This window comes from Janthinobacterium sp. P210005, from assembly GCF_036231865.1.
Classification (GTDB): domain Bacteria; phylum Pseudomonadota; class Gammaproteobacteria; order Burkholderiales; family Burkholderiaceae_D; genus Janthinobacterium; species Janthinobacterium kumbetense.
On record NZ_JAZARC010000002.1, the window covers coordinates 1 to 15,291 of the forward strand.

The 15,291-nt window shown below is 61.8% G+C and carries 16 protein-coding genes and 1 rRNA gene; 10 read left to right on the forward strand and 7 right to left on the reverse strand.

All coding sequences use genetic code 11. From position 1 onward, the window contains the following. A 16S ribosomal RNA gene (locus tag VPH40_RS09980) occupies positions 1–113 on the reverse strand; the annotation flags it as partial. 382 nt (positions 114–495) lie between these two features. Then, the gene (locus VPH40_RS09985) at positions 496–1,272 is read right to left on the reverse strand and encodes an enoyl-CoA hydratase (protein ID WP_328573355.1); all 777 of its coding nucleotides are present in this window, start codon (positions 1,270–1,272) and stop codon (positions 496–498) included. A gap of 173 nt (positions 1,273–1,445) precedes the next feature. Between VPH40_RS09985 and VPH40_RS09990 the strand changes: the two genes are divergently transcribed. Together VPH40_RS09990 and VPH40_RS09995 are read left to right on the forward strand one after the other, a co-directional pair. Then, the gene (locus tag VPH40_RS09990) at positions 1,446–2,654 is read left to right on the forward strand and encodes an MFS transporter (RefSeq protein ID WP_328573356.1); all 1,209 of its coding nucleotides are present in this window, start codon (positions 1,446–1,448) and stop codon (positions 2,652–2,654) included. 137 nt (positions 2,655–2,791) lie between these two features. After that, complete coding sequence (locus tag VPH40_RS09995; protein WP_034785626.1) at positions 2,792–3,229, forward strand: universal stress protein; 438 nt, start codon at positions 2,792–2,794, stop codon at positions 3,227–3,229. 40 nt (positions 3,230–3,269) lie between these two features. Here the strand turns inward: VPH40_RS09995 and mltA are convergent, their stop codons facing one another. Next, on the reverse strand, positions 3,270–4,454 hold the full coding sequence (mltA, locus tag VPH40_RS10000; protein ID WP_328573357.1) for a murein transglycosylase A: 1,185 nt from the start codon (positions 4,452–4,454) through the stop codon (positions 3,270–3,272). A gap of 94 nt (positions 4,455–4,548) precedes the next feature. Between mltA and VPH40_RS10005 the strand changes: the two genes are divergently transcribed. After that, positions 4,549–4,695 carry a hypothetical protein gene (locus VPH40_RS10005; protein ID WP_167468630.1) on the forward strand — a complete coding sequence of 49 codons (147 nt, stop codon included), beginning with the start codon at positions 4,549–4,551 and terminating at the stop codon, positions 4,693–4,695. Between the two features lie 23 nt (positions 4,696–4,718). On the opposite strand, the gene apaG is transcribed toward VPH40_RS10005, so the two are convergent. Next, entirely contained in the window at positions 4,719–5,093 is a 375-nt protein-coding gene (gene apaG, locus VPH40_RS10010; protein WP_328573358.1) for a Co2+/Mg2+ efflux protein ApaG, read from the reverse strand. Positions 5,094–5,258: 165 nt separating this feature from the next. Between apaG and rpe the strand changes: the two genes are divergently transcribed. The 7 genes from rpe to VPH40_RS10045 all read left to right on the forward strand — a co-directional run bounded on the left by rpe (position 5,259) and on the right by VPH40_RS10045 (position 11,402). After that, positions 5,259–5,933, forward strand: coding sequence for a ribulose-phosphate 3-epimerase (rpe, locus tag VPH40_RS10015; RefSeq protein WP_077399332.1), 675 nt, complete (start codon positions 5,259–5,261; stop codon positions 5,931–5,933). A gap of 11 nt (positions 5,934–5,944) precedes the next feature. Continuing rightward, on the forward strand, positions 5,945–6,637 hold the full coding sequence (locus VPH40_RS10020; protein WP_328573359.1) for a phosphoglycolate phosphatase: 693 nt from the start codon (positions 5,945–5,947) through the stop codon (positions 6,635–6,637). A 269-nt stretch (positions 6,638–6,906) separates the two neighbouring features. Further along, positions 6,907–8,403, forward strand: a complete 1,497-nt coding sequence (gene trpE, locus VPH40_RS10025) for an anthranilate synthase component I (RefSeq protein ID WP_328573360.1) — start codon at positions 6,907–6,909, stop codon at positions 8,401–8,403. Between the two features lies 1 nt (position 8,404). Beyond that, positions 8,405–8,968 carry an aminodeoxychorismate/anthranilate synthase component II gene (locus tag VPH40_RS10030; protein WP_099665565.1) on the forward strand — a complete coding sequence of 188 codons (564 nt, stop codon included), beginning with the start codon at positions 8,405–8,407 and terminating at the stop codon, positions 8,966–8,968. Positions 8,969–9,033: 65 nt separating this feature from the next. Then, positions 9,034–10,077 (forward strand): anthranilate phosphoribosyltransferase, encoded by a 1,044-nt coding sequence (trpD, locus tag VPH40_RS10035; RefSeq protein WP_328573361.1) that lies wholly within the window; start codon positions 9,034–9,036, stop codon positions 10,075–10,077. Positions 10,078–10,110: 33 nt separating this feature from the next. After that, positions 10,111–10,911: an indole-3-glycerol phosphate synthase TrpC gene (trpC, locus tag VPH40_RS10040; RefSeq protein WP_328573362.1), complete on the forward strand. Its 801-nt coding sequence runs from the start codon at positions 10,111–10,113 to the stop codon at positions 10,909–10,911. Positions 10,912–10,931: 20 nt separating this feature from the next. Next, positions 10,932–11,402 carry a hypothetical protein gene (locus tag VPH40_RS10045; RefSeq protein ID WP_328573363.1) on the forward strand — a complete coding sequence of 157 codons (471 nt, stop codon included), beginning with the start codon at positions 10,932–10,934 and terminating at the stop codon, positions 11,400–11,402. Here the strand turns inward: VPH40_RS10045 and VPH40_RS10050 are convergent. From VPH40_RS10050 to VPH40_RS10060, 3 genes are all read right to left on the reverse strand, one after another. Continuing rightward, positions 11,353–12,522 (reverse strand): GGDEF domain-containing protein, encoded by a 1,170-nt coding sequence (locus tag VPH40_RS10050; protein WP_305053958.1) that lies wholly within the window; start codon positions 12,520–12,522, stop codon positions 11,353–11,355. The genes VPH40_RS10045 and VPH40_RS10050 overlap by 50 nt on opposite strands. A gap of 214 nt (positions 12,523–12,736) precedes the next feature. Continuing rightward, positions 12,737–14,647, reverse strand: a complete 1,911-nt coding sequence (locus tag VPH40_RS10055; RefSeq protein WP_328573364.1) for a M61 family metallopeptidase — start codon at positions 14,645–14,647, stop codon at positions 12,737–12,739. A gap of 27 nt (positions 14,648–14,674) precedes the next feature. Continuing rightward, positions 14,675–15,283 (reverse strand): nucleotidyltransferase family protein, encoded by a 609-nt coding sequence (locus VPH40_RS10060; protein WP_305053956.1) that lies wholly within the window; start codon positions 15,281–15,283, stop codon positions 14,675–14,677. Between the last annotated feature and the right edge of the window lie 8 nt (positions 15,284–15,291).

Sequence of the window (15,291 nt, forward strand, 5' to 3'; positions counted from 1 at the left end):
TACTCACCCGTTCGCCACTCGCCACCAGAGCAAGCTCCGTGCTGCCGTTCGACTTGCATGTGTAAGGCATGCCGCCAGCGTTCAATCTGAGCCAGGATCAAACTCTTCAGTTTAATCTCTGTTACTTTGCCGTTTTACCGGCACCATCATTACTGATGGGTCGCTCACTCAAAAAACTGACAGGCTACTTCCGAAGAAGTATCCTATTTCATTATTTCTTGTGAACATTTGATATATTTTAAGTATTACGCCAATCCGAAGATTGACGCTGCACTTACATCAAATGCCCACACTTATCGACTGTTAATTGTTAAAGAACTGTATTCGGTTACTGCTTTCGCGCTATCGACAAAGCGTTGTGTTTGTCAGCTGCGAAGAAGGAAGAGTATGAAGCGTTTCGGCCATTTCGTCAACCTTCTTTTTTACTACCCAGCCTCGGAAGGCTGTCCCTTTTGTGCCGCAAACCAGTGCGTCTTATCGGGGAGGCGAATCATATCAAAGACCGTCGAAGTTTGGCAAGCGCTTTTCCAAGAAAGCGTGCATGCCTTCTTTTTGTGCAGGCGTACCGAAGGCGGCCTGGAACAAGCGGCGCTCGTAGGCGACACCATCCGTCAAGGTGGTTTCAAAGGCGCGGTTGACGCAATCCTTGATCATCATGGCCACCGAGGTCGGCATGGCGGCAATAGTCTTGGCGGCAGACAGGGTTTCTTCCAGCAACTTATCGGCCGGCACGACGCGCGACACCAGGCCGATGCGCTCCGCCTCGGCGGCATCGATGGTGCGCGCCGTCAACAGCAGATCCATGGCCTTGGCCTTGCCGATGGCGCGCGGCAAGCGCTGCGTGCCGCCCGCACCCGGCGTGACGCCGACCTTGATTTCCGGCTGGCCAAATTTGGCGCTGTCGGCGGCGATCAGGAAATCGCACATCATGGCCAGTTCGCAACCGCCACCGAGCGCATAGCCGGCCACCGCGCCCACCACAGGTTTGCGCACGCGCAAGATATGTTCCCAGTTGCGGCTGATGTAGCCCTGGGTAAAGGTGTCCGGGTAGGTGTAATCGGCCATGGCGGCGATGTCGGCGCCGGCGGCAAACGCTTTTTCGCTGCCAGTGAGCACGATGCAGCCGATATTGTCATCCGCATCGAACTTCAGCAAGGCGTCGCCCAGCTCATTCATCATGTTGTCGTTCAAGGCATTCAAGGCCTTCGGGCGATTCAGGCGGATAAGCGCCACTTTGCCCTGGATATCGATGATCAAGTCTTCGTATTGCATATAGTCTCCTCTGGATGAACACGGTGACAACGATTGTAGCGGCTAACGGCAGCGGCGCGGCAGGTGCGCTGCTATTATTGTGAGCCTGATCATTTCATATCGAGCAAGATATTTTCTCCTCCCTCTTCCAGTACTGCGCCCATTACCTGCGCGGCGACGGCAGCGCCGCCAGCGTGAATTTCCGCCGCCTGTGGTTCAGCAACGGCCTCAATTGCTTCGGCGCCCAGATCACCTCGCTGGCCCTGCCCCTGTGCGCGGTGCTGTTATTGCATGCGACGCCGGAACAGATGGGCGTGCTGGTTGCCTTGCAGGCGCTGCCGTTCGCCCTGTTCGGCTTGCCCGTCGGCGTGCTGCTGGACCGGCGCAGCAAGCATCCGATCATGCTGTTCAGCGAAAGCATGTCCGGCCTGGCCCTGGCCAGCGTGGCAGTGGCCTATTGGTGCGACGTGCTGTCGATGCCGTGGTTATATATAGTGGGGTTCATCATCGGCACGGGCTTCGTCGTGGGTGGCGGCGCCGAGCAGGTGTTTCTGACTTTCCTCGTGGGCCGCGATGGCTTGATCGATGCGCAGTCGAAATTTGCCGCCACCGAATCGGCGTCGCGCCTGATCGGCCCCGGCCTGGCCGGCGTACTGGTGCAAGTGCTGTCCGCACCCGTCGCCATCCTGTGCACGGCGTGCGGCTATCTGATTTCCGTCTTCAATTTGCGCGCCATGAGCGTGCGCGATCCACGGCCGGCGCCATCCGACAAGCACGCCTTGCGCGACATCGCCGACGGCTTGCTGTTCGTGTGGCGCGAACCGCTGCTGCGCGCGCTGGCCTGGGGCGCCGGCATCTGGCACTTCCTGTTTTACGCCAGCATGGCCTTGATGGTGCTGTTCGCCACGCGCGATCTGGGCATGAGTCCTGGCGTGCTGGGCATGACGCAGATGCTGGGCGGCGCCGGCGTGCTACTCAGCGCCTTCATCGTCAAGCCATTGACGAAGCGCTACGGCGCCGGCCGCACCATCCTGATCGGCCTGGCATCCACCTCCGTGTGCTTTGCCCTGACGCCGACGATTCCGGCAGCACTGTTCGGCAGCGCGGCCGCCAGCGCCGTGGCGTATGCCATATTGATGTTCTTTTTCGATTGCGGCGTGATGCTGTTCTTTATTCCCTACCTGGGCCTGCGCCAGAAGGTGACGCCCGACCCCATGCTGGGCCGCATGACATCGACCATGCGCTTCCTGACGGTGGCGACGGCGCCGCTGGGCGCGCTGGCCGCCGGCTGGATCGCGGAACACTTTGGCGTGCGCAATGGTCTCGCTTGCATCGCGGCCGGCAGCATCCTGTTGACGGTGGCCATGGTATGGGGCACGCCGCTGCGTAGCGTGCGCACCTGAAGCGATGAACGGGCATACACTGTTAAAAGATTGCCTTGGCGACATTATTCACGCCAAAGCCTGTGAGGTTTGATTTATATCAAGGTTTTAATTGATGTAAATCCATAAGCTGTCTGACATCACTTGAGGAGCACGCTATGTTTAACACCATCTTATTTCCCACCGACGGCTCGCCGTTGTCCGACAAAGCCGCCGAGACCGCCCTCGCCTTCGCCCAGCTGAACAAAGCCAAGCTGGTTGCCATCAGCGTGGTGCAGCCCTTCCCGTTCTCGCCGATGGCCGACGGCGGCATCGTGCTCGACGCCAGCCTGTATGAACAGCAGATGCAAGAAGCCTCGCAACGCGCCATCGACAAGATCGGCGCAGCGGCAAGCGCTGCCGGCGTGCCTTTCGAAGGCGTGGTGGCCGTATCGCCGAGCCCGCACGATGAAATCGTCAATGCGGCGCAAACCTACCATTGCGACATCATCCTGATGGCCTCGCATGGCCGCAAGGGCTTGAACAAGCTGTTCGTGGGCAGCGAAACGCAAAAAGTGTTGGCCCACACCCATTTACCCGTCATGGTCCTGCGCTAACCTTGCGCTAGCGCAATCCCCGCCCGGCGCCGCGAGAAACTCAGCGCGCCGGCGCCTGCTTCGGCAACAACACCCACACGGCGCCGCTCTGTTTCATGCGGCCCGCATTCTCGGCAGCTTCCGCGCCAAAGCCAAAGAAATAATCGATCCGGATCGGCCCGCGAATGGCGCCGCCCGTATCCTGCGCCATCACCAGGCGCTGCATGGGAATTTCGCTATTGGCTTGCGTGGTGGACAGGAACACGGGCGCACCCAGCGGCAGGAAGCGCGAATCGATGGCCACCGAGCGCTGCGGCGTCAGCGGCACACCCAGCGCGCCCTTCGGCCCCACTTTCGGATCGGGCAAGCGCTCTTCCTTGAAGAAGACATAGCTCGGGTTGGCGTTGAACAATTCATCCTTGCGCGTGGGATGGCCCGCGATCCACGCCTTGATGCCCTGCGCGGACGCCTGGCTCAGGGTCAGCTCGCCCTTGTCGACCAGGTAGCGGCCGATCGATTTATACGGATGGCCGTTTTGATCCGCGTACGCCACGCGCACGGTTTCCTGCGTATCGGTCAGCTGTACGCGCCCGGAACCCTGCACTTGCAGGAAGAACGCCTCGACTTCGTCATCCACCCACAGCAATTCCTTGCCAGTGACGGACGTGGCGCGCTCGATGTCGGCGCGAGTTGCGTACGGTATCACCTTCTTGCCGACCAGCTTGCCCCGCAAGCGCATGTTTTTCAGCTCCGGATACACGCCGGACAAGTCCACCGAGACCAGATCGTCAGGCACCTTGTACAGCGGTGTCTGGTATGGACCGCCGCGCTTGCGCGCGCCGTGCAGCAATGGCTCGTAATAACCGGTCACCAGTCCAGTATTGGCGCCATCGGCGGTGAGGACTTGATTTGGCACAAAGAAGGTCTCGAAAAACAGGCGGATGGCCTTGTCGCTGTCGGCATTGACCTGGCGCGCAATCGTGCACGATTCCTTCCAGTCCGGCCGTTTCACCAGCACGCCGCACGAAGCCATGAAGGCGGGCCAGGCGGCGCGCATGTCGTCGCGAGCCCAGCCTGGCAAGGCGGCAAACTTGGCGGGCACGAAGGTGGGCGCCGCCACATCCGTGGCATCCTTGGCATCGGCCGGCTTGGCAGGCACAGGCTTGACGACGGTCGGCGCAATGGCGGGCGCCTTGCCGCTGGAAGCAGCGGGCGGCGCGACGGGCGGCGTGGTGCAGGCGGACAAGACAAGCGCGACGGCGCCGATTGAAACGGGTAGACTACCGCGTGTAAACAGACGGCTGGTAAATGGGCTGCGGGTAAATAACATAGGGATGCGTATGTGGATCTTGATGATAGAGGCGCTGGTGGCGTTCTTCTTGCTGGCATTTATAGTCTGGTGGACCATGTATTCGGGCAAAAAGCCCGCACCGCCGGCACGCAAGCAGCTCAGTGAAGAACAGGACGCCACCGAAAAACTGAAATGAGGGGGCAAGCCCCCGGCGTTTCCTTAATGCAGGGTACGCGGCACCGACAGCACGAACTCGGGAATCGGCGCTTCGAACTGATGGCCGTCTTCGGCCACGCAGAAGTATTCGCCGTGCATTGAGCCTTGCGGCGTGCCCAGCATGGTGCCGCTCGTGTATTCGAACTGCTCGCCCGGCTGCAACAGCGGCTGGTGGCCGACGGCGCCCAGGCCGCGCACCTCTTCCACCTTGTTGTTCGCATCCGTGATGACCCAGTGGCGCGAAATCAGTTGCGCGCCAGCCGTGCCCGTGTTGACGACGCGGATCGTGTAGCTGAACACGTGCCGCCCCTCGTCCGGTGCCGATTGATCGGGCAGATATTGCGTTTTGACCGTTACCGTAAATTCATAAGTCGCCATCGTCATTCCTCTTCAGACATTGCCAGTCATATTGTGTGTCGCGCGCGACGCAATGGCCATCGCGCGATGCGTATTCTGTGTTTCACCGTACTTCAATGAGGCATGGTAACGGCGTCAGGCGTAAAATAGCGCAAATCGCATTTTCTATCCTTTGGCTACTTCACCATGACAACATTCCGTATCGCTCCCAGCATCCTGTCCGCCGACTTTGCCCGCCTGGGCGAGGAAGTGCGCAACGTCGTTACCGCCGGCGCCGACATCATCCACTTCGACGTGATGGATAACCATTACGTGCCGAACCTGACCATCGGCCCGCTGGTGTGCGAAGCGATCCGCCCGCACGTGCAAGTACCCATCGATGTGCATCTGATGGTCAAGCCTGTCGATCGCATTATCCCGGATTTCGCCAAGGCTGGCGCGAACATCATCACCTTTCACCCGGAAGCGTCGGATCACGTCGACCGTTCCTTGCAGTTGATCCGCGACAATGGCTGCAAATCGGGCCTGGTTTTCAACCCGGGCACGCCGCTGCACTACCTGGAACACGTGATGGACAAGATCGACATCATCCTGATCATGTCCGTCAACCCGGGCTTCGGCGGCCAGTCCTTCATTCCGCAAGCACTGAAGAAAATCGCCGAAGCGCGCCGCATGATCGACGAATCGGGCCGTGACATCATGCTGGAAGTCGATGGCGGCATCAAGATCGACAACATCGCCGCCGCTGCCGCCGCCGGCGCCGACACCTTTGTCGCCGGCTCGGCCATCTTCGGCAAGCCGGACTACAAGGCAGTCATCGACGCCATGCGCGCCGAACTGGCCAAAACGGTGGGCAACTGATGCAAACGGGCATGGTGAAGGACCACGTACTGGCTGGCGTGCGCGCCGCCATCATCGACCTCGATGGCACGATGCTCGACACCGTGCCCGATTTTCATGTCGCCATCAATGGCATGCGCGCCGAACTGGACCTGGCACCCATCAGCGCCGACGCCATCAAGTTAATGGTGGGCAAGGGTTCGGAAAACCTGATCCGCACCGTGCTGGCGCTCGACTTCGATGACGCCGGCGTGGAACAGCGTTTCGAGCAGGCGATGGAGGGCTACCAGCGTCACTACCTGGCCATCAACGGCCAGTTCAGCACCCTGTATCCGGAGGTCGAAGCGGGATTGTCGGCGATGCAGGCGGCGGGCCTGCGCCTGGCCTGCGTCACCAACAAGCCGATCGCCTTCGCCCTGCCCCTGCTGAAACTGAAAAACCTGGACCAGTATTTCGAGATCGTCTATGGCGGCGATTCGCTGCCGCAGAAAAAACCGCACCCCATGCCGCTGCTGCAAGTGTGCGCGGACTTCGACTTGCCGCCATCCAAAGTAGTGGCCATCGGCGACTCCTCGAATGACGCGCAAGCGGCCAGGGCTGCGGCTTGCCCCGTACTGACGGTACCGTATGGCTACAATCACGGACACTCTATACACGATACCGATTCCGATGGTATAGTAAAGACACTGCTCGAAGCAGCCCGTTTTATTGGCATGCAAAACTAACCGGCATACTGACCAAACCCAACACCATATCGTGAACACGTTTCTCATCAAAAAACACAATGTCACCCAAACCGGCTCGATTGAGGCCTGGCTTTGGCGACGCTGGCAATCCTGGCAGGCTTAAGGGCCGAGCCGTTACGATTGCTGCCGGTTGTACACACGTCGTTTGCGCATATTGCGCACGTTGCGTGTCCCGGCAAGTTTTTTGATAACCCACCGCAGGGTTTGTGCACTATGCACACTCATACCCTGACGGCATGGAGAGAAACATGACCGAACTCGAATTCAAATCGCTGGCCCAGCAAGGCTACAACCGCATCCCCCTGATCGCGGAAGCGTTCGCCGACCTGGAAACCCCGCTCACCCTGTACCTGAAACTGGCACAGTCCCAACAAGGCGGCAAGAACACCTTCCTGCTCGAATCCGTCGTCGGCGGCGAACGCTTCGGCCGCTATTCCTTCATCGGCTTGCCCGCCACGAGCGTGTTGCGCAGCTATGGCAAACGCACCGAAATCGTCAAGAACGGCACCGTGATCGAAGAACACGAAGGCAATCCGCTCGACTTCATCGAACAATTCCAGTCGCGCTTCAAGGTGGCCCTGCGCCCCGGCATGCCGCGCTTCTGCGGCGGCCTGGCCGGCTACTTCGGCTACGACACCGTGCGCCACATCGAGAAAAAACTCGCTGGCGGCGCGCCGAAAGATGACTTGAAGCTGCCCGACATCCAGCTGATGGTGACGGAAGAACTGGCCGTCATCGACAACCTGTCCGGCAAGCTCTACCTGATCGTCTACGCCGACACCACGCAACCCGAATCGTTTTCGAAAGCACAGCAGCGCCTGAAGGATTTGCGCATGATGCTGCGCCGCGGCGTCGATGCGCCCGTCACCAGCGCTTCCGTGCGCACGGAAACCATCCGCGACTTTTCCAAGGAAGACTACCTGAAGGCCGTTGCCAAGGCGCATGAATACGTGATGGCGGGCGACCTGATGCAGGTGCAGATCGGCCAGCGCATCCGCAAACCTTATGTGGATTCGCCGCTGACTTTGTACCGCGCCTTGCGTTCGCTCAACCCGTCGCCGTATATGTACTTCTATAATTTCGGTGACATGCAGATCATCGGCGCCTCGCCGGAAATTCTGGTGCGCAACGAAAAGACGGCGGACGGCGGCAAGAAAGTCACGCTGCGCCCGATCGCCGGCACCCGTCCACGCGGCGCCACGCCAGAGCGCGACGCCGAATTGTCGGCCGAGCTGCTGGCCGATCCGAAAGAGATCGCCGAGCACGTGATGCTGATCGACCTGGCGCGCAACGATATCGGCCGCATCGCCGAGACGGGCAGCGTGCAAGTCACCGACCGCATGGTCATCGAAAAATACTCGCACGTGCAGCACATCGTTTCGAACGTGGAAGGCAAGCTGAAGGATGGCCTGTCGAACCTGGACGTGCTGCGCGCGACCTTCCCCGCCGGCACCCTGACGGGCGCGCCGAAAGTGCGCGCCATGGAAGTGATCGACGAACTGGAAATCACCAAGCGCGGCATCTACGGCGGCGCCTGCGGCTACCTGTCGTTTGGCGGCGAAATGGATGTGGCGATCGCCATCCGCACGGGCGTGGTCAAGGACGGCATGCTGTACGTGCAGGCCGCGGCCGGCATCGTGGCCGACTCCATCCCCGAAATGGAATGGCAGGAAACGGAAAACAAGGCGCGTGCCGTACTGCGCGCCGCCGAACAAGTGCAAGATGGCCTGGATGGAGGGTTTTAAGATGCTGCTGATGATCGACAACTACGACTCCTTCACCTACAACATCGTGCAGTATTTCGGCGAGTTGGGCGAAGATGTGCGGGTCTACCGCAACGATGAAATCACGATTGCACAGATCGAGGCGCTGAACCCGGACCGCATCTGCATCTCGCCCGGTCCGAAAGCGCCGGCACAGGCCGGCATTTCCGTGGAAGTGCTCAAGCACTTCGCCGGCAAGAAACCGATACTGGGCGTGTGCCTGGGCCACCAGGCCATCGGCGAAGCGTTTGGCGGCAACGTCATCCGCGCCAAGCAAGTCATGCATGGCAAGACTTCCCTCATCGCGCATACGGGCGTGGGCGTTTTCAAAGACTTGCCCAGCCCCTTCACAGTGATCCGCTACCACTCTTTGGCGATCGAACGCGCCTCGCTGCCTTCCTGCCTGGAAGTGACGGCGTGGACGGACGACGGCGAAATCATGGGCGTGCGCCACCGGGAATACGATATCGAGGGCGTGCAGTTCCACCCCGAATCGATCCTCTCGGAGCACGGCCACGCCCTGCTGAAGAACTTTCTCGAGCGCTGATTTTCCGCGCACGCCACGGCGTGCCATCAGTGTCCTCCTGCGCCATCATTGAAGAAGGAAGCATCATGCCGATCACACCACAAGAAGCCCTGCTGCGCTGCATCGAACACCGCGAAATCTTTCACGACGAAATGCTGTACCTGTTCCGCCAGATCATGTCCGGCGAAATGTCGCCCACCATGATCGCCGCCCTCACCGTGGGCTTGCGCGTGAAAAAGGAAACCATCGGCGAAATCGCCGCCGCCGCGCAAGTGATGCGCGAGTTTTCCACCAAAGTGCCCATGGCCGACACCACCAACCTGCTCGACATCGTCGGCACGGGCGGTGACGGCGCGCACACGTTCAATATTTCCACCGCCTCGATGTTCGTGGCGGCGGCAGCCGGCGCGCGCGTGGCCAAGCATGGCGGGCGCAGCGTGTCTTCCTCGTCCGGCAGCGCCGACGTGCTGGACTCGCTGGGCGTCAACATCAACCTGCAGCCCGAGCAGATCGCCCAGTCGATCGCGCAAACGGGCATCGGCTTCATGTACGCGCCGAATCACCACGCGGCCATGAAGCATGCGGCGCCCGTGCGCAAGGAGCTGGGCGTGCGCACCATCTTCAATATCCTGGGCCCCTTGACCAATCCCGCCGGCGCGCCGAACATTTTGATGGGCGTGTTCCACGCCGACCTGGTCGGCATCCAGGTGCGCGTGCTGCAGCGCCTGGGCGCGCAGCACGCCATCGTCGTGTATGGCCGCGACAACATGGATGAAGTGTCGCTGGGCGCGGCCACCATGGTCGGTGAACTGGTCAACGGCGAAATCCGCGAATATGAAATCCATCCCGAAGACTTCGGCATGTCGATGATCGCCAGCCGCAACCTGAAGGTGGCCGATTCCGTGGAATCGAAAGCCAAGATGATGGAAGCGCTGCGCGGCGAGCCCGGTGCCGCCGCCGACATCGTGGCCCTGAACGCGGGCACGGCGCTGTACGCGGCCGGCGTGGCCAGTTCGATCGAAGACGGCCTGGCGCGCGCGCGCACCGCCGTCAGTTCGGGCGCAGCCCTGGCGAAACTCGCGCAATTCGTGCAGGTCACGCAACAGCTGGGCACCCCGGCACAAGCGTAAGCTGCCGCCCTCCTTTATAGAATAGCGACCATCATGTCCGACATACTCGATAAAATCCTGGCCGTGAAAGCCGATGAAGTGGTCAGGGCCAAGGCCCGCCGCAGCCTGGCCAGCCTGCGCGGCGACGTGGAAAGCGACAGCGCCCTGCGCGCCGGCCTGCGCGGCTTCGAAGCGAGCCTGCGCCAGCACATCGCCGCCGGCAAGCCCGGCATCATCGCCGAAGTAAAAAAGGCGTCGCCGTCGAAAGGGGTCATTCGCGCCGACTTCCGCCCTGCCGACATCGCCGCCAGCTATGCCGCGCATGGCGCGGCCTGCCTGTCCGTGCTGACGGATGAACAGTTCTTCCAGGGATCCGTGGAGTACCTGCAGCAGGCGCGTGCCGCCTGCACCATTCCCGTGCTGCGCAAGGATTTCATGGTCGACATGTACCAGATCTATGAAGCGCGCGCCATGGGCGCCGACTGCATCCTCCTGATCGTCGCTGCGCTCGACCATGGCCTGATGGCGGAAATGGAAGCGTGCGCCCACGAACTGGGCATGGGCGTGCTGATCGAAAGCCACGACGGCGACGAACTGACGGCGGCCCTGAAACTCAAGAGCGCATTGATCGGCATCAACAACCGCAACCTGCGCACCTTCGAAACGTCGCTCGACACGACCATCAAGCTGTTACCGCGCATCCCGCAAGACAAATTGATCATCACGGAATCGGGCATCCACGGCACGGCCGACGTGCAACGCATGCGCGATGCGCACATCCACAGCTTCCTCGTGGGCGAAGCGTTCATGCGCGCGCCCGACCCCGGCGTGGAGCTGGAACGCCTGTTCAGTTAAACCATGGTAGGCTGGCGGTCATGAAACACGGAATTATCGTCCTTGCCGCCGCCAGCCTGCTGTCGGCCTGCCAGACTGCGGCCCCGCCGGCGGTGAGCACGCCCACGTCCACGTCCACGCCCCCTCGCACGCCAGCCGCGATACAGCTCGCGGCCAGCATCGACGCCTACAAGTCGCTGGTGGCGCAGCAGATCATGGCGGCCAACGCCGCCTACACGTTCAGCGGGCGCCTGCCGCCCATGCTGCCGGCCATCGTCGTGCTCGACCTGAGCGTGGGCCCGGACGGCGAGCTGAAAAGCGTGCACGTACACCGTTCGCGCGACAGCGAAGCATCGGCCGCGGCGCTGGCCGCCGTGCGGCGCGTGCCCACCCTCTTTCCGCCGGCGGCACACCTGATGCGCCGCCACGCCCGGACCTTCGATTTCTCCGAAACCTTCCTGTTCAACGACCAGTACCAATTCCAGCTGCGGACCTTGTCCGGTCCACAGTAAACGCGGCGGTATCGAGTTCGATACGGTCGCGTCCCCGTTCCTTGGCCAGGTACAGGGCCGCATCGGCGCGCGACAACAGCTGCTCCAGCCCTTCCACCACCGACGCCTGGCAAGCTACGCCGATGCTGACCGTACACGGCGGCAGCCCTGTATGACTGGGCTCGCGCAGCAAGGCACGGATGCGTTCGGCCACGCCCAACGCATTATGCGCCGGCATGTCCGGCATCAGCACGACGAACTCCTCGCCGCCGAAACGCGCCACGCAATCCGATTCGCGCAAGGCGCCCTTGATAACGGTGGCCACGTGCGCCAGCACCCGGTCACCCACCGCGTGGCCGTGGCGGTCATTGATCAATTTGAAGTAATCGAGGTCGATGCTGAGCAATGTCAACGGCAAGCGGCGGCGGCGCAGATTGTCTATCTCGCGCGCATAGGCGTCGCCAAAGCCGCGCCGGTTCAGCACCTGGGTCAGCGGATCATGGGTCGAGCGGCGCTCCAGTATCTGCTGCAGGCGGCGCGTCGCCATCGTCATGAAGCCCACCGTCAGCAGCAGCGCCATGAAATTGGCGACCGCCAGATAGATGCCGGCCGGCGTGCCGGCCACCGTCAGGTTCACGCTGGCGCCGCCATGCAGCAAGGCAGACACGCCGCGCGCCAGCACCACGACGGCTTGCATCAGCATCAGCGCGGCAAAGAAAAAACTCGAGAAATGGCGCTCGCCGTGGCGCCACACCAGTTGCACCTGGCGCGCATAAAACAGGAAGACCAGCAGGGAAAAGACCGCCACGCGCGCCGAGAAATCGGGGTGCGCCAGCAACCACCAGCTATTGCCGGCGATGGCCAGGGCAAGTATCAGCAGATAGGCGCGGCGGCTGGGCGCCAGGCCAAAGAATTTTTCCGTGCCCAGCATCGACAGGCCGATGCCGGCCACCAGCGCCGCATTGGCCGCGATCATGGACAATGCCGGCGGCAGCACTTCGCGGGTGCCGAACAGCAGGGACGCGCACACCAGCAACAGCAAGCCGGCCGCCCAATGCCCCAGGCCATGCACCTCGCGCCGGAAACTGCGATACACCGAGAACATGACGATGCTCATCGCCCCGCACATCAGCGTGGTCATCAGCATAATCGTTCGAGGATCGAGGGTTTGCACGTTGGGCGCGATCTAAAAGAAGCGGTTCGGCAATTTTAGTTTAGTTAAAGAAAAATTAGTTCATTTGCAGTAAATATGATGGCAAGCCGCCAGTTTCACCGGATAAGTTGCATTTGGGAAATTGCTGCTTGAAATAAAAACCGGCCAGTGACGGCCGGTTTTCTGTCTTACTGCATGAGCATCATGCCGCGCTAGGACGCTTCGGCCCCGTGGCTTTCTTCGGCGCCGGCAGCAGCGCCAGGCTGACGCCGGGCACGCGGTCGCCTTGCAAGACGGCTGCAAACGTCATCAGCTCGTCGCGGCGGAAGGCGTGGATGGCCACCTTGGCGCCGACGGCGTAGCGGCCCAGCAAGGTGTCCAGGTTGGCAGGGTTACCCGTCACGCGCAAGCCATCGATGGCCACCAGTACGTCGCCCGCCGACAAACCGGCCACGTGCGCCGCGCCGCCCTGGTGCACCTGCGCCAGCTTGGCATCGTTGCCGTCGCGGCCCAGGTTGACGTCCAGGCTGGCCTTTTCCGCCTTGCGCGCGTCGCTGTATTTCACGCCGAACGGCGCCAGCAGGCGCGCCAGCGGCACGTCGTCCGTGCCGCGGATGTAGCGCTCGAAGAAGGGCTTCATCCGCGTGCCGGCAATTTCATCGAACAGGGCTTCGACTTCGGCCGGCGTCACGCCGCGGCCTTTGCCTTCTCCCTTGCCCTTGTAGAAATCGCGGCCATAACGCTGCCACAAGGCCTGCATCACGTCGTCCAGCGACTTTTCACCATTCGTCTTGGCGCGGATCGTCAGGTCGAAGGCCAGCGCGATCAGCGAACCCTTGGTGTAGTAGCTGACGATGGCGTTCGGCGCGTTTTCATCCTGGCGGTAGTACTTGCCCCAGGCGTCGAAGCTGGAATCGGCCACGCTTTGCTTCGTGCGGCCGCTGCCGCGCAGCACGCTGTTGACGGTTTTCCCCAGCAATTTGAAATAGGCCGCTTCATCGATCAGGCCAGCGCGCACCAGCATCAGGTCGTCGTAATAGCTGGTGAAGCCCTCGAACAGCCACAGCAGCGGCGAATAGCTTTCCGCCTGCAGGTTGTACGGCGCGAAGGCGGCCGGCTTGATGCGCTTGACGTTCCAGGTGTGGAAGTACTCGTGGCTGCACAAGCCCAGGAATTTCAGGTAGCCGTCGCCGATTTCCGTGCTGTTTGAAGCCGTCGTCGGCAGGTCGGCGCGCGCGCAGATCAGCGCCGTCGAGGCGCGGTGTTCCAGGCCGCCGTATCCGTCGCCGACGGCCATGGTCATGAACACATAGCGGTCCATCGGCGCTTTCTTTGTCTTTGGCTCGAAGAAGGCGATCTGCGTTTCGCAGATGGCTTTCAGGTCGCGGCACAGGCGGTCCAGGTCCAGGTTCGGCACCTTGCCCGTGACGACGATATCGTGCGGCACGCCATGCGCGGTGAAGGTGGCCAGCGCGAAGTCGCCCATTTCCACCGGGTGGTCGATCAGCTCATCGTAGTTGGCCGCCTGGTAGCTGCCGAAGCCATAGCGCTTCGCTTTCAATTCCGGCAGGGTGGTGGCGACTCTCCAAGTCTTGCAGGCCGCATCCTTCGGCTGCACGATATGCACTTCATGCGGCTCGGCCTCCTGGCCCAGCACGCGCAGGAACACGCTGGTGCCGTTGAAGAAGCCGTGATTCTGGTCCAGGTGGGCGGCGCGCACGGACAAATCCCAGGCATACACGTCATATTCGACGGTCAACGGGCCCTTGCACGGGGCGGCTTGCCACGAATGCTTGTCCAGCTTGGTCAGCGCCACGGCCTTGCCATCGGACTCGGCGCGGATGCTGACGATATTGCGCGAAAATTCGCGGATCATGTAGCTGCCCGGAATCCAGGCCGGCAAGGCAAATACCTGACCGATGGCGGCCGGCGACTTGACGGTCAACGTCACCTTGAACATGTGACCGGCCAGGTCAGCGGCGGCAATGCTGTAGATGATGCCGGCGGCCGGTGTGGCTTTCACTGCGGTTTTTGCCGCGGCTTTGCTTGTGGCTTTGCCGCTTGCCTTGGCTCCCGCCTTGGCGGTGATTTTTTGAATCGGTGCTTTCTTCATGTTTTCCTCGTGTCTGGCATGGATGTTCTACAATCGCCCGGGCGCGCCAGGCGCCGGCGACAAATCGTCAGGTGTATCAATATCGCGCAAGATGCCGCTGTCGTCCACTGCTACTTCGCACACGGCATGGCTGTTGACGATGCTGCGCGCGCCCTGGTCGCCATCGAGTGCCAGCAGCAGCGGCAAGTGAAAGGCGCTGAACGCGACAGGATTGCCGCGCCGTCCCCGGAACACGGGCACGGCGATGCGCGCGCCATCGCCGATGGCGTGCGACAAGGCGGCGATTGTAGCCGCTTCCACACTCGGCATGTCGCCCAGCGCGATCAGCCAGCCCGGCGCGCCGCGCACGTGACCGATGGCGCAGGTGAGCGAGGCGGCCATGCCCGTGTCGGCATCATGGCAGACGCGCACCTCGCAGCCCAGCGCACCGAGCTGGCGCGCGACCTCGGCATCGTCGGGGCGCACCACGGCCAGCACGCGCGGCAAGGCAGCCAGCATATTCCTCGCTGCCGCCACCACCACCGGCAGACCCGCGTGCGGTCCTTCCGCCAATGGCTGCAATAATTTGTTCTGCACGCCGGAAGGGTCAAACCTGCGTCCCCTTCCGGCTGCCAGCAAGATGCCGACCGTGCTCAAAAATCCGC